The 14,178-nt window shown below is 60.5% G+C and carries 11 protein-coding genes; 7 read left to right on the top strand and 4 right to left on the bottom strand.

From position 1 onward, the window contains the following. A partial coding sequence (locus tag C1D09_RS24280) for a PAS domain S-box protein (RefSeq protein WP_143976648.1) occupies positions 1-1,213 on the bottom strand: 1,213 nt, incomplete at its 3' end. 182 nt (positions 1,214-1,395) lie between these two features. Between C1D09_RS24280 and C1D09_RS24285 the strand changes: the two genes are divergently transcribed. The 4 genes from C1D09_RS24285 (at position 1,396) to C1D09_RS24300 (ending at position 5,877) form a co-directional block, all read left to right on the top strand. Further along, positions 1,396-2,205 carry a universal stress protein gene (locus tag C1D09_RS24285; RefSeq protein ID WP_143976641.1) on the top strand — a complete coding sequence of 270 codons (810 nt, stop codon included), beginning with the start codon at positions 1,396-1,398 and terminating at the stop codon, positions 2,203-2,205. Continuing rightward, complete coding sequence (mgtA, locus tag C1D09_RS24290) at positions 2,205-4,823, top strand: magnesium-translocating P-type ATPase (RefSeq protein WP_246135861.1); 2,619 nt, start codon at positions 2,205-2,207, stop codon at positions 4,821-4,823. The genes C1D09_RS24285 and mgtA overlap by 1 nt, the downstream gene beginning before the upstream one ends. A 48-nt stretch (positions 4,824-4,871) precedes the next feature. After that, on the top strand, positions 4,872-5,207 hold the full coding sequence (locus C1D09_RS24295; protein ID WP_246135858.1) for a DUF6455 family protein: 336 nt from the start codon (positions 4,872-4,874) through the stop codon (positions 5,205-5,207). Positions 5,208-5,451: 244 nt separating this feature from the next. Beyond that, entirely contained in the window at positions 5,452-5,877 is a 426-nt protein-coding gene (locus C1D09_RS24300; RefSeq protein WP_246135859.1) for a hypothetical protein, read from the top strand. Between the two features lie 70 nt (positions 5,878-5,947). On the opposite strand, the gene C1D09_RS24305 is transcribed toward C1D09_RS24300, so the two are convergent. The 3 genes from C1D09_RS24305 to C1D09_RS33520 form a co-directional block, all read right to left on the bottom strand. Next, positions 5,948-6,646, bottom strand: coding sequence for a CBS domain-containing protein (locus C1D09_RS24305; RefSeq protein ID WP_143976643.1), 699 nt, complete (start codon positions 6,644-6,646; stop codon positions 5,948-5,950). A 351-nt stretch (positions 6,647-6,997) separates the two neighbouring features. Next, positions 6,998-9,064, bottom strand: coding sequence for an acyltransferase family protein (locus tag C1D09_RS24315; protein WP_143976645.1), 2,067 nt, complete (start codon positions 9,062-9,064; stop codon positions 6,998-7,000). Positions 9,065-9,318: 254 nt separating this feature from the next. Further along, complete coding sequence (locus C1D09_RS33520) at positions 9,319-9,831, bottom strand: hypothetical protein (protein WP_246135860.1); 513 nt, start codon at positions 9,829-9,831, stop codon at positions 9,319-9,321. Positions 9,832-10,005: 174 nt separating this feature from the next. Here C1D09_RS33520 and C1D09_RS24325 point away from each other — a divergent pair, with 174 nt between their 5' ends. The 3 genes from C1D09_RS24325 to C1D09_RS24335 all read left to right on the top strand — a co-directional run. Then, a complete protein-coding gene (locus tag C1D09_RS24325; protein ID WP_143976646.1) occupies positions 10,006-11,067 on the top strand; it encodes a glycosyltransferase family 4 protein in 1,062 nt (353 codons plus the stop codon). Positions 11,068-11,113: 46 nt separating this feature from the next. Further along, positions 11,114-13,276, top strand: a complete 2,163-nt coding sequence (locus C1D09_RS24330; RefSeq protein WP_143976651.1) for an amylo-alpha-1,6-glucosidase — start codon at positions 11,114-11,116, stop codon at positions 13,274-13,276. 108 nt (positions 13,277-13,384) lie between these two features. Beyond that, the coding region (locus C1D09_RS24335) for a trehalose-6-phosphate synthase (RefSeq protein WP_143976647.1) at positions 13,385-14,178 on the top strand (794 nt) is incomplete at its 3' end.

A 14,178-nucleotide genomic window follows, 5' to 3' on the forward strand; every position in this document is an offset into this window, starting at 1 on the left:
TCTGGATACGATCGGTCAAGACCAATTCGGCGGCAGGGTCGAGCTTGTAGCTGACGAGGACGTTTGTCTCCCGTGCTCCGACCAGTGCCAGGGACGAAGCTTCCTCGATCAGGATCGGCAGTCGTTCGACCTGGCGCTCGCTTTCGCCTCTTGCAACGAAATCCCTCAGATGCCTGATGACGTTTCCTGCCCTCAGGGCTTGCTCGGCCGCTTTCTCCACGGCGTCCCGCAGCATGGGCGCATTTTCCTCCTTGCTGTTCTCGAGAAGTCGCCGGCTGCCTTTCAAATAGTTCGTGATCGCCGTCAGTGGCTGGTTGATCTCATGAGCAAGCGTCGAAGCCATTTCGCCGAGTGCTGTAAACCGCGCCATATGCAGCAATTCCTGCTGCTGCTCCTGGATTCTTGCTTCTGCCCGGTGGCGTTCGGTGAGGTCGCGGCAGAAGCCCGTGAAAAAACGTCCCGTTCCCGGGTGCATCTCGCCGACGGAAAGCTCCATCGGGAATGTCGTGCCGTCCTTGCGTGCCCCGGTCACGGTGCGGCCCAGCCCGATGATCCGGCGCTCTCCCGTCGTCAGGTAGCGAAGCAGATAGGCATCATGCTCGTCGCGGTAAGGCGGGGGCATCAGCATTTTCACGTTTTGACCAATGACCTCGCTTGACTGGTAGCCGAACAGCGTTTCGGCAGCGGTGCTGAAGGACTGGATCCGGCCCTGTTCGTCAATGACGACCATTGCGTCCGGCACTGTTGCCAGGATGGATCGCAAATGGTCCTCGCGCAGCCGAAGTGCGTCATTTGCAAAGGAGAGTTCGCTGACATCCGTGCCTTCAATGAAGATCGCGCTGATCCGCCCATCGTCGCCCTTGATCGGCTGATAGACAAAATCCAGGATGCGCTCTTCGATCGGCCCGTCGGTTGTGTTGCGAAGGCCAACCTTGACCGCGTGGCCCCTATAGGGCTCGCCGGTCATGTAAACTTGGTCCAGATGGTCGAAAAACTGATGTCCTTCGAGCTCGGGAAAGGCATCCCGGACGGACTTTCCAACCACTTGCCTGTTGCCGATCAATTGCTGGTAGGCGGCATTGGTCAGTTCGAAAACGTGGCCTGGCTCGCGCATGAGCGCGATAAATCCCGGAGCCTGATCGAACATTCGCGACAGCAGTGATTTGAGTGTGGTCCCGCCGGGCGACAAACTGAGCGCTTCGTCTTTGATCACCTGAAGTTCCTGGGTTCGAGACGCTACGGAGCTACCTATCACTTCTCGCTGCACACGCAAAACGGATCGAGCCGACGTTTTTGCGCGCAGGCGCAGTTGGCGATCTTTGACGCGCATCAAGGCGTTGGGCGCCGGCGAATGCAATTCATCACGCACTCCATCGTTGAGAAAGGCGCCCCGCGATGTCTTACAAGTCAATCATCGTAAACCTCGCCGTGGATGCACCTCCCGCACCTATCGTAAAGGCTGGGGTCGCACTGGCGGATCGGTTTGGGGCCCGTCTCATCGGTCTGGCGGCCGCGGACGTCCCGCCGCTGGTCGCGACTGGCCAAGGCATGGTCTACGAAGGCGAAATCATGCAGATCCAGCGCACGGAAATCGAAAAAAGGCTTGCAGAACTGCGAGCCGAGTTCGAAAGGCTGGTTCCTGCTTCGATCCTGAGCGAATGGGGGCAAGCTGTTTGCAGCCCGACCCGTTTCCTCAGCGTTTCGGCCAGAGCAGCTGACCTTATCGTTACCGGTCAGGCAGGAGACGATGTGTTTCGCGCTGTGGATGTCGGCAGCCTGACGCTGGGTGCCGGGCGTCCGGTTCTGGTCGCCGCAACCAGCGTCGAGCACGTCCTTGCAAAAACCGTTCTTGTCGCGTGGAAGGACACCAGGGAGGCGCGGCGGGCGATGGCTGATGCGCTGCCTTTCCTGGCTAAAGCCAGCGAAGTCGTGATTGCGACGATTGACGCCGACCGCGGCGAAAGCATTCGCGACAGCCTCGCCGATGTCGCGGTCTTTCTCAAGCACCATGGCATCAAGGCGCGAACCGAGCTGATCGCCGGTGAAGCCGATGGCGACCGGTTGCTGACATTCGCACGCTCGATCCATGCGGATCTCATCGTCGCGGGCGCCTATGGCCATAGCCGCTTGCGGGAATGGGCGTTCGGCGGCGTTACCCGCACGTTGATCGAAGAGAGCCGCATCAACCGCTTCATGTCGTATTGATGATAGGCGAGCCCGACCAGCAATCCGTCTCACCAGAGGATGGTGCGTATTGGTCGATCGAGACCAATGACCTCCTGCGGCGCCTTGCGACCTCAGTCTCGGGGCTTGCTTCGTCTGAGGCGGCATCGAGGCTCGCAAAATTCGGCCGTAACACGCCCGTGTCGACTTCAAGCGCGTCGGCCTTGGCAGTGTTTGCCCGCCAGTTCCGGAGCCCGCTGGTCCTGATCCTCATTTTCGCGGCCTGCGTATCGGCCTTCGTCGGGGATGGCCAGGAGGCTGTGATCATTGGCGCGATCGTGCTGGCAAGCTGCGTCCTGAGCTTCACCCAAGAGTACGGTGCGTCGCGGGCGACCGAAGCACTGAAACAGCGTATTTCGCGCAAGGCTATCGTGTTGCGCGACGGCGCCGAGTGCTCGGTCGCCGCCGAAGATATCGTGCCGGGCGACGTGATCCGGCTTTCGGCCGGAAACCTGATCCCTGTCGATGGTATCATTCTGGATGCGCGCGATTTCAACGTCAGCGAGGCCGTGCTCACGGGCGAAACCTTTCCCGCCGTGAAGACAACCGGGCGATCGGCGCCGGATGCCGCGCTCACGCAGCGCACCAACGCGGTCTTTACGGGAACATCCGTCCGTAGCGGCACCGCAACGGTGCTTGCAGCAGCAACCGGCACCCGCACGGAATTTGCCTCGATCGCCGCGGCCCTGGAGCGACAGATCCCCGAAACAGGGTTTGCCCGGGGCATCCGGCTGTTCGGCTATCTGATGACCGAGATCATGCTGGCGATTGTCATCCTGGTGTTCTTCGCCAACCTGATGCTGCATCGGCCGCTCATTGAATCGTTGCTGTTTTCACTGGCACTGGCGGTTGGTCTTACGCCCGAACTTCTCCCGGCCATCATCAGCGTGACCTTGGCTCGAGGGGCGCGCACGATGGCAGCCGATGGCGTCATCGTGCGCCGTCTCGATGCCATCGAGAATCTGGGCAGCATGGATTTGTTGTGTACCGACAAAACGGGGACGCTGACGGAAGGTGTTATCCATCTGGATGGATGGCTCGATGTCGACGGCAATCCGTCAACCGATATCCTGCTCTGGGGACGTCTCAACGCGACCCTGCAGACCGGACTGAAGAATCCACTGGACGAAGCAATCGCCGGTGCGCCAGGGGAGGGCGTCGCATTGGCGGCCTTCACGAAAGTCGACGAAATCCCCTATGATTTCATTCGCAAGCGACTATCCGTAGTGGTGCGGAACAAGGACGCCGAGGATCTTCTGATTACCAAAGGTGCCGTGCAAAATGTCCTCGAAACCTGCGGTTTCGTCCGAACAGCGAAGGGGCTGGAACCTCTCAATGAAGTGCACCGGGCGGCAATCGATGAAAAATTCCGACGCTGGAGCGCAGACGGCTACCGCGTTCTGGGCCTGGCAATCCGTCGGTTTGAGGGCCAGAAAACCTTCAGCAGGAAAGACGAGATCGATCTCGCCTTCGCGGGCTTCCTGCTTTTCCTCGACCCGCCAAAGAAAGGCGTCAAGGAGACGCTTGCCGAACTCGCCCAGCGCGGCATCGCGGTAAAGGTCATTTCTGGCGACAACCGTTACGTTGCCGCGCATCTCGCCCAGGCGATCGGCTTGCGCGCCGACAGGATCATGACCGGCGAGGAGCTTTCGAAATTGACGAAGAGCGCGCTCTTCGCAGGCGTGCAGCACACCGACCTCTTCGTCGAGATCGACCCCAACCAGAAGGAGCGCATCGTTCAGGCTTTGCGGAGCAGGGGCCGTGTCGTTGGTTACCTGGGCGACGGTATCAATGATGCGCCTGCCCTTCATGAGGCGGACATAGGCATCTCGGTCGACAGCGCTGTCGATGTCGCGCGCGAGGCGGCCGATATCATCCTTCTCAAGCAGGATCTCGGCGTGCTGGTGCGCGGCGTCGACGATGGCCGCAAGACCTTCGCGAACACGATGAAGTACATTTCCATCACCACCAGCGCCAATTTCGGCAACATGATCAGCATGGCTGTCGCCTCGCTGTTCTTGCCTTTCCTGCCGCTTCTGGCCAAGCAGATCCTGCTCAATAATTTCCTTTCCGACGTTCCTTCACTCGCCATTGCAAGTGACAACGTCGATCCCGACCAACTGCACCGACCCCGCCACTGGGATATCCGTTTTGTGCGGCGGTTCATGATCAGCTTTGGCCTGGTCAGTTCGCTGTTCGACTTCGCGACCTTCACATTCCTCTTGTCCTTTGCGCATGCCACGGAGGCCGCATTTCAGACCGCCTGGTTTGTCGAGTCGTTGCTGACGGAGCTTGCCATCGTGCTCATTGTGCGCACGCACCGGGCTTTCTGGGCGAGCCGTCCAAGCCCGTTGCTTGCCTGGCTTACATTGGCTGTCGCGATTGTCGCGATCATGATCCCCTATCTGCCGTTCGCAGCCTGGTTCGGCTTCGTGCCCTTGCCTCTGCCCGTACTTGCCGGGCTAGTCGCAATTACCGCGCTCTATCTACTCGCCTCGGAGGCGACCAAGCGCTGGTTTTTCGGACAAGAGAGCCGGGCCCGCAAGACGTCGCTTGCCAGTCAGCGGTCATTTCTCGATCGCCTTGTGGCCAAGGTTTAGCGCCATGCTCGCCGTTGGCGGCTCAGGGACCGGCAACGATGCCGGCTGTTGATCGAGATCAACGCCGCCTGCCGCCAACATGCCAATGATCGCCAGCAGGCAGGAGTGATGACCATGACCTTTCTCGATTACCTGATTTCGGTTGATGCCAGAGCCACCTTGATGGACCGCATGATGCGGAAGCTGGGCGTCGACGGCCAATTGAAGGTCGTGGCAGATCATGCCGCCGTCACCAACCGGGCGGTGGACCGCTGCCGCTCCTGCGGGCACCAGGACGAATGCTCGGTTTGGCTCGACGAACATCAGCAGGCCGACAACCCGCCAGACTATTGCCGCAACAGCGACCTGATCGCTCGACTGCGGCATGCGGCCGGCCAACCGTAATCACCAACCGTAATCATTCGAGTACTCAGTCTGGACGATGCCGTGCTGTCCGTGTTTTGACGAGAGTCAACGCAAGCCAGGTTCTGCAGTTGACAGGTTTACATTCCACGGGACCAGGCAGTTTGGACACCCTATTTTTTCTGGAAGCATTCCTGCTGTTTGTCGCACCAGGGCCAACCAACGCTCTTTTGATGGCGGGGTCGGTCAAGCGAGAGAAAGCAGTCAAGCTTTTGGCCGCTCAGGCATGCGGATATGGGATCGCATCGGCGTGCTGGTTTTCGCTGCGTCCCTTCGTGTCGCCCGACGCCGTTCAATACTGAGGCTGGCGGCAGCCGGATGGCTCGTCATTCTTGACCTGCGTCTGACGGCGAGCGCCCGGACCAACGCTTCCAAAAGTGGCGACGCCATTTCTGTTGCGGCGACCAGTGCTCTCAACCCGAAGGCCTTCATCTATTGCCTGGCTATCGAGCCGATGAACATCGAACCGCGCGCGCTGGAGATCTTCTGGGGTGTGCTACTGGTGATGACAGCAGCCACTGGATCGGTGTGGCTGTTGCTGGGGCGGGGCTTCCGCGGAGGCAAAACACTGGCAGAAAAAGTTGCGGGCGCGGCGCATCTTGGCTTTGCCCTGTTACTCCTTCGACCATTGATACCCCTGATCGCGCCCTAAGCGAGGCGAAGACTTGGGCGGGGACTGGCGACACAGAGAGGCAATGGTGCCTCGCTCAATGTCAGCTCCGCTACGAGACAAGGACGACCGACACGGGATCGGCGCAGAAGAGATTGTCCTTGACAGCATTGACGCCGGCGACGTTTTCGGCGGCGACGATCGCTGCCTGGCGCTCGCGTTCGTCGAAGATGGCGCCGCTCAGTGTCACCACACCCTTGTCCACCATCACGTTGATCAAATCTTTGCCAGCCCATTTATGCCTCGCCAGCTCGGTAGCGATGTTGTGCCGAATCTGTTCGTCATCGATGACCGTAGCCGCTTCATCCGGAAGGACGCCGAGCAATGCCCGCAGAAGATCAGAGCGGGTGATGATGCCAACGACTTTGCCAGCTTGGATGACCGGAATGCGTTTGACGTGGTGACGCGTCATGAGCTCGACGACTTTCGCAAGTGATGCTGCAGGGGATGCCGTCACGACATCTTGCGACATCACCTCTTCAACCCGTCGACCATTGGCGCGGACATATTCGTCGGCGGCCTTTCCGGGGCTGACCAGAAATTCCAGCCAGCGCGAGCGCTTGCGCTCCGTGCCCAGTTCCCCGCGTCGCAGGAAATCGCCCTCGCTGACGATCCCCACCAACCCACCGTCGGCGCGAATGACGGGGAGGCCGCTGACCTTTTTGGAGAGCATCAACCCGGCGGCCTCGGCGATCGATGCCGACGGGTCTATGCCGACCACTGGCTTGCTCATTATGGCTTCCGCTTGCATGTTCGCCCTCCGGAGTTTTTCCAACGTCAGGCTTCTTTAGATTTCACATGCACGGAGCGCCTTGATCTGAATCATTGTCGGTGGAGGCAAATGTCCAAAGCTGGAGCCGTGCATGACAGGGCGCGAACCGGTCAATCAGCGATCGCGGTCTTGGCGACGTTCACGCCTAGTTCGTAGACAAGCAGTCCACCGTAGTGGGCCGTCGCAGTGACCAGAAATGCTCCGCAAGTTTCGATCAGAAGAATGGCGATCGTTACAACCCGCGTGTCACGGTTCCGCGTCCAAAGCGCAAGCCGCCCGACCAGGACGGGCTTGTGGAACTGCTGCGATCCAAGCCGGCCGGTACGTGGTTCACATCCCGAAGCGTGCTGCTTGGTCTTTGGAGATTGTGGACTCGATCGCTGACACGAAGTCCTCCACCAGAAGCGAATTGGCATAGGCCGTGACATGATCGCCGTCGAAGAACAACGGGTGACCGTTCCTGAATGCCGAACATGTAACTTGCGGGCAGAGCGTAGGCAAAGGGTCCCAGACGTGAATGTTGGGCAGAGCCGCTGATATCTCAGCGTAGCCCTTCAATATTGGTGATCGAAGATTTTCGATCAACTTTCGATCGATATCGAATCCGTCGGTACAGGACGGGTTCATTGAATTGAACCAATCGCTGCATCGAAAGGCCGGGGCCCTGAAGATTGGCTTTGGGCCTTCGAAAACAATCGACAGTCCCGCCTTGGAGAGGGGGGTAAGTTGATCGATAGCGTTCTTGACGGCTTGTTCCCTCTGCATCTCGCTGCTCTGCGGGCTGCTGTCGGGGCCAGCAGCCCATTGAAGGCTAAGCCGGGTCAGCCGAAGCGAGGGCAGGAACAGCAGGTCGCGAGGCTTGGCAATCTTGGCTATGTACGCCGCACTGGCAGTCGTGGCACGAGCGCACGTTGGCTCAGCGTCGTGGCGAAGATCCAAGCTGACAAACGGGCAACCGGCGGTCGACACCACCACTGTCCGGATACCGGTTTCGAGCGTGAAGCGCTTCAGGAGAGGAGTGTAGGCTCCTGCGTGAGAGTCGCCCAGCACGAACAGGGTCTCGCTACGCCCTTCGCCGGGGCACCCGCCTTTGGTGAAGAACAGCGCTTCTTCCACAGCTTCCGTGACGACGGCGCAACCAGGAGGCTGGGGAGAGGTGTCTGGTGAGGTCGCGTACCATTCGCCTCGATTCCTCATGACCGTGCTCAAGGCGATTTCATATCGATTGTCGCGCATCAGTTTGAAGCCGAAAAATGCAGCAGCGATGACAGCCAGAAAGAGGGCGACAACAGCTATGTCGGGGGCGGTTCTCAGAAGCCGCAATTGACGCGTCGGTGTTTCGATCCAGAAATACGAGCCGAGGCTGAACGCCACGGCCACCAGCAACGCAGCTAGTTTTGTGGCGGTGGTTTCGGTGCCTATCGTCCATCTTGCGATCACGAAGACGGGCCAATGCCACAGGTAGAGAGAATATGAGATCCATCCGACGAACCTGACCGGCTTTATTTCCAACACCGCAAAGTGTGGCGCACGATCACGTCCCAGATTGTAGAGGCATCCGATCAAGACAGTCGTGCAGGCAACGGCAGCGATGTTCTCAAGCCCATCGTAGGCTTTGCCAAAGTCGAGCGCGAATGTTGACACGAGTCCGATCAGCGCGATCGTGGCTGCAAGATTGCAATGCCTTTCGAAGCCCGTCCGTTCCCCAATCCGGCCGACAAGCTGAAAGCACAATATGCCGCATGCCAACTGCCAGAAGCGGGCATAGGGCATGTAGAACGCCTGAAGCGGACTCGCAGCCAGAAGATGCAGCCATATCGCCACCGACACGAGGGCGAGCGCACCATAAACAAGCGCCGAGAATCGCTTGCCGCGCGGTCCTATAACCCAAGGAAAAAACAGCAGCGGGAAGACAATGTAGAATTGTTCCTCAACCCCAAGAGACCAGGTGTGGGTGAATGGGTTAAACTCGGTCACGGGTGAAAAATAGTCGGTTCCCTTGGCCAGGAAGATGTTGCTCAGGCCGACGAAAGCGGAAGAAGCGGTTTTGCTGATTGACGTGCTGAGCCAAGCGTCGGGAACAAACAGAAAGGTGGCGAGCGCGGTAAACAGCAAGCATACCAACAGCGCCGGCATGATTCTTGTGAATCGGCGCGCGTAAAAATCCAAGACAAAATGAAAAGCGGACTGGCGCCGGTAGCGCCTCGACACCGTATAGCTGACGACGAAACCGGAAATTACGAAGAAAACATCAACCCCTAAAAAACCATTGGGGAGGCGGTCGCCATACAGATGGTAGAACACTACTGACAGGATCGCGATGGCCCTGAGCCCGTCAAGGAAAGCCAGGTAGTCCTTCGACGAGCGTTCCGACGTCGAACCAAAATTATCGGCCATTGGACGAAACACACGCTCTTGTAGAAAAACCCGATCGGATAACGTTCAGGTTGAGGCCAGTCCGGCCCCCAGTTGAAGCGCGGCAGCCTGAACCTGCAGGCAATTACAGTATGTGCCGATCATGGGAAAGGACGCACACAGGATTCGTTCGAGGGCGTTGTGGGCCGATCCGTGGCTTTCGGCTGTAACCGAATATCGCGAGCGAGGACATTTCGGCTGGCCCGCAGGCCTCCGCGGCCCGTCGCGATCGACGGTCAGCCGTTCCGCGACAAATGCACGTCCAGGACGGCGGCCTTCTTGGCGATCAGGCCTTCCAGGTCCGCGTCCGATCGCGTGGTGCCGGTCCGTTCGCGCAGCAGCGAGATCAGCGCGCTCATTGACAGCGGCGTAATTTGGGAGACAGGGGCGGTCTGGGTGGCCAGAATGGCGTCCACCGCGCCGGCAACATCGGGAGTCTCCCTTGGTGTTCGCATGGCCGGTTCCTTTCTGCTCAGGTCGGCTGCGGCGTCATCGGTCGGTGCTCTGACGCCACGATCGAAGATGATCGCCAGGCCGTTCTTGACGGCGACGGCGGCGACCATATCGTCCAGCTTACGGTCGGAGAGGGGTGGGTCCGCGGGTTTCAGGATCTTGCGGATCACCCTGGCGGCCTGATCCGTCGACACGAAGTCATAACGCCGTTTTCTGGCTTCGACATATTGTTCGATGACCATGCTCAGGCGGCGGGCTGCAATGTCCCTGGGTTCCAGCACATCCTTGGGTTCCACCGAAGCCTCCCTGGCCCGCCGTGCGTGCAAATTCGGCGGCCAAAAGGAAATAGGGCGGCATGATCGGACATCAAATATCCTTCGATCATTTCGCCGCACCCGCCAATGAGTCGGAACGATCCTGCGGCTGAAGCATTTCGTTCCATGACCAGCGCATTGAGGGAAGGCCGGGCCATGAAGATCGCTCATGTCGCGCCACTGTACGAATCCGTTCCGCCAAGGCTCTACGGGGGCACCGAGCGCATCATTTCCTACCTGACCGAAGCCCTCGTCGACCTCGGCCACGACGTGACGCTGTTCGCCAGCGGCGACACGAAGACCTCCGCTAAACTCGTGCCCTGCCGCGAGCGGGCGCTTCGCCTCGACCCGCGCCCGCTGAAGTCCGAGATCGCGGCGCATCTGTCGATGCTTGACGAGGTGAGGAAACGCGCGGACGATTTTGACGTGATTCACTTCCACCTCAGCCATTTCCTGCATTTCCCATTTTTCCGCGACATGCCGCAGCGCACGGTGACGACGCCGCACGGCAGGCTCGACTACGCGGATCTCGCGCAGGCCTATGACCGCTTCCCGCGCTTCCCGATGGTTTCCATATCGCGCAGCCAGCGGGCGCGGTTTGCGTCCGCCAACTGGCTTGCCACGATCCATCACGGCCTGCCCGTCGATCTCTACGAACCCGATTTCGAGGCGGGTTCGGATGGCGGCTATCTTGCCTTTCTCGGCAGGATGTCGCGCGATAAGCGGCCGGACCGGGCGATCGAGATCGCCCGCCGCACCGGGTTGAAGCTCAAGCTAGCGGCCAAGATCGGCGATGGCGACCGCGCCTATTTCGAGGAGGTCGTCCAACCGTTGATCGATGGCGACCGGGTCGAATACGTCGGCGAAATCGGCGAGAACCAGAAGAGCAGCTTTCTTGGCAATGCGGTCGCCCTGCTGTTTCCCATCGATTGGCCCGAACCTTTTGGTCTTGCCGTGATCGAGGCGATGGCCTGTGGAACCCCGGTCATGGCCTGGAGTTGCGGCGCCATGCCCGAAATCGTCGACTACGGGGTTACCGGCTTCGTCGTCGAAACCATCGAGGATGCGGTCGCCACGATGCCGGCTCTCCTGCAGCTCGACAGGCGGCGCATCAGGGCGGTGTTCGAAAGGCGGTTTTCAGCCGACAGAATGGCCAGGGACTACGTCGAGGCTTACTCCCGCCTGCGCAACGGCCATGAGCAAAGCAGAGCTTCCTAGGCCTTCACCCGTCCGAAAACCCCAGCACGGGACCATCCTGTTGACCATCACCCAACTCGACGAGCGCAAGCTTGATCCTGCCATAGCTCTGGCTTCCCTGGACGAAACCGCACCGAGGGAGCCGCATCGGCTGTTCGCGCTCAAGCATGGCGATTGCTTTGCCGTTGCCGATGCCTATGGCGATATACGCGGTGTCGGCGATGGGTTCTTCCGCGACGACACGCGCGTGCTCTCCGAATTTCGCCTTACCGTCGGCGGGCGGTCGACGTCGTTGCTGGGCGCATCGCTCAGCCAGGACAATGTGCTCTTCACCGCCAACCTCACCAACCTGCCGATAGAGAGCGCCGCTGGCCGCCAGATTCCGCAAGGCGCCATGCATATCGAGCGCGTGCGGCTGTTGTGGGAGGAGAGGCTGTATGAGCGTATAACGCTCTCCAACTACAGCCGTGAGCATTCGACGATCCTACTGTCGCTGCGTTTTGCCGCCGATTTCCGCGACATGTTCGAGGTCCGGGGCTCGACTCGCTCGAAGCGTGGAACCGCCCATACCGCCGAGATCAGAGGGAACGCGGTCGTGCTTCGCTACGAAGGCCTGGACAAGGTCGTGCGGACATCGGCGATTTCCTTCTCACAGACGCCCGATCAACTGACTTCCGAGCGGGCCGATTTCATCATCGCCGTCACCAAGCGCAGCAGCCAGACGCTTTATGTGGAAGTGGGCAATGCGACGGACGATCGCCCCGAAAGCCGCCGGTTTCGCGCGGCTGCCGCCCGCGCTCGTTTCGGCATGCGCGCCAAGCGCCGGCATGGCGCGACGCTGCACAGTTCCGGCCGCGTCTTCAACGACTGGATGGAGCGGGCGCGCGCCGATGTAGCGCTGCTCACCACGGAACTTGCGACCGGGCCCTATCCCTATGCCGGCATTCCCTGGTTCTCCACCGCCTTCGGTCGAGATGGCGTGATCTCGGCCTTGCAGATGCTTTGGCTCAATCCCGGTCTGGCGCGCGGTGTCCTGGCCTTTCTCGCTCAGCATCAGGCGACCGAGACCTCTCCCTTCAGCGATTCCGAGCCTGGCAAGATCATGCACGAGACCCGCAAGGGCGAGATGGTGGCGCTGAGCGAGTTGCCGTTCGGCCGCTATTATGGCGGCGTCGATACGACGCCGCTCTATATCCATCTTGCCTGCGCCTATGCGGATCGCACCGGCGACACGGCCTTCATCGATACGCTGTGGCCCTCACTGTGCGCCGCGGCCCAATGGATCGAAACGGCGAGCCGGCCGACGGGGTTCCTCACCTACCAGCGTGCCGCGGAATCCGGCCTTGCCAACCAGGGATGGAAGGACAGTTTCGATTCCGTGTTTCACGCCGATGGCCGCATCCCCAAGGGGCCGATCGCGCTGGTCGAGGTGCAGGGCTACGTCTTCGCGGCGTTCCAGGGTTTGGCGAAGCTGGCACGTCTGCGTGGCGAGGCGGAACGCGCCGAGAGCTGGGAAATACGCGCCGACGCCATTCGCCAAGAAGTCGAGCGTCATTTCTGGATGGAAGACCTCGGCTACTATGCGCTGGCGCTGGACGGCGATGGTAAACCTTGCAAGGTGCGCACGTCCAATGCCGGTCACCTGCTCTATGTCGGCCTTCCCCGTCCGGATCGCGCGCGCGCGGTCGCCGACCAGCTGCTGTCGGCCTCGTTTCATTCCGGCTGGGGGCTGCGGACGCTGGCGGACGACGCGATCTTCTTCAATCCGATGTCCTACCACAACGGCTCCATCTGGCCGCACGATACAGCGATCTGCGCTGCCGGACTGGCGCGGTACGGCAGCCGCGACAGCGTCGTGCGGCTGATGAGCGGCACCTTCGAATCCGCCGTCCATTTCAATATGCGGCTACCGGAACTGTTTTGCGGTTTCACGCGCGCGGCCGGCGAAGCGCCGATCGCCTATCCGGTGGCTTGCCTGCCGCAAGCCTGGTCCGCCGGCTCGGCCTTCATGCTCATGCAATCGTGCCTCGGCCTGCAGATCGACGGCTGGACAGGCGAAATCCATGTGACCCGGCCGCGCCTGCCGATCGGCATCGACAACCTCGTCATCCGCCATCTTTCGGTGGGGCAGGCGGCAGTGGATCTGACGTTCCAGCGCGTGGGAGATCGGGTCGGCGCCTTTCTTGCCGAACGGCATGAGGGGCTGGTGCCACTCGTGGTCAGGAGCTGAAAAATCGGAACCATCCTGCACCGTGAGCGTTTGACCACCACGCCATGGGGTGCCGAAACTCAGCCCATAAAGCCGCTGCGGTATCCCATTGAAAGGTAATCGATTTCAATGCCCGACAACAGTTCGTATCTAGTCGTACCCATATTCGCATTGTGGCTCTTCGTTGTTGCAGCCATCGGCGTCCTGGTTATTGTACTGGTGACGATGGCGTTGCGGGCGCGCAAGGGCAGGCTGGCCGCTGCGGAGGTTGACCGTGTTCGCGGCCCATTGCCGGAGTTCGAGAAGAACGGGCAGTCGGCGGCCGCGGCACTGGTGCAGTGGTCGCCCGAAACGCTGCGTCACATCCTGGCGGCCGAACTTCCCGATGCCCAGGTGATCGTCGTCTCAAACCGTGAGCCGTATATCCACAACCGCGAGGGCGACGACATCCAGCTCGTCGTACCCGCGAGCGGGCTCGTCTCGGCGCTGGAGCCGATCACGCGCGCCTGTGCGGGTACGTGGATCGCCTATGGCGGTGGTTCGGCCGACAAGCTGGTGGTCGACAAGAACGATCGGGTCGAGGTGCCGCCGGACGATCCTTCCTACACGCTGCGTCGTGTCTGGCTGAGCGAGGAAGAACAGCAAGGCTATTATCTCGGCTTTGCCAATGAAGGACTCTGGCCGCTGTGCCATATCGCCTTCACCCGGCCGATATTCCGTGCCTCGGATTGGGAGGCCTACGAGTCGGTCAACCGCAAATTCGCCGACACCGTCGTCGCGGAAGCCCGCAACGAGCGGCCGATCGTGCTGGTCCAGGACTACCATTTTGCGCTGCTGCCGCGAATGATCCGTGAGCGGCTGCCGGAGGCGATCATCATCACCTTCTGGCATATTCCGTGGCCGAATTCCGAGGTGTTCAGCAT

The organism is Mesorhizobium intechi (assembly GCF_002879535.1).
Classification (GTDB): Bacteria; Pseudomonadota; Alphaproteobacteria; order Rhizobiales; family Rhizobiaceae; genus Mesorhizobium; species Mesorhizobium intechi.

Coding starts and splice junctions, on each gene's coding strand:
- C1D09_RS24285 (WP_143976641.1), top strand. CDS start 1,396: ATGTCTTACAAGTCAATCATCGTAAACCTCGCCGTGGATGCACCTCCC.
- C1D09_RS24325 (WP_143976646.1), top strand. CDS start 10,006: ATGAAGATCGCTCATGTCGCGCCACTGTACGAATCCGTTCCGCCAAGG.
- C1D09_RS24305 (WP_143976643.1), bottom strand. CDS start 6,646: ATGCAAGCGGAAGCCATAATGAGCAAGCCAGTGGTCGGCATAGACCCG.
- mgtA (WP_246135861.1), top strand. CDS start 2,205: ATGATAGGCGAGCCCGACCAGCAATCCGTCTCACCAGAGGATGGTGCG.
- C1D09_RS24315 (WP_143976645.1), bottom strand. CDS start 9,064: ATGGCCGATAATTTTGGTTCGACGTCGGAACGCTCGTCGAAGGACTAC.
- C1D09_RS24300 (WP_246135859.1), top strand. CDS start 5,452: ATGCGGATATGGGATCGCATCGGCGTGCTGGTTTTCGCTGCGTCCCTT.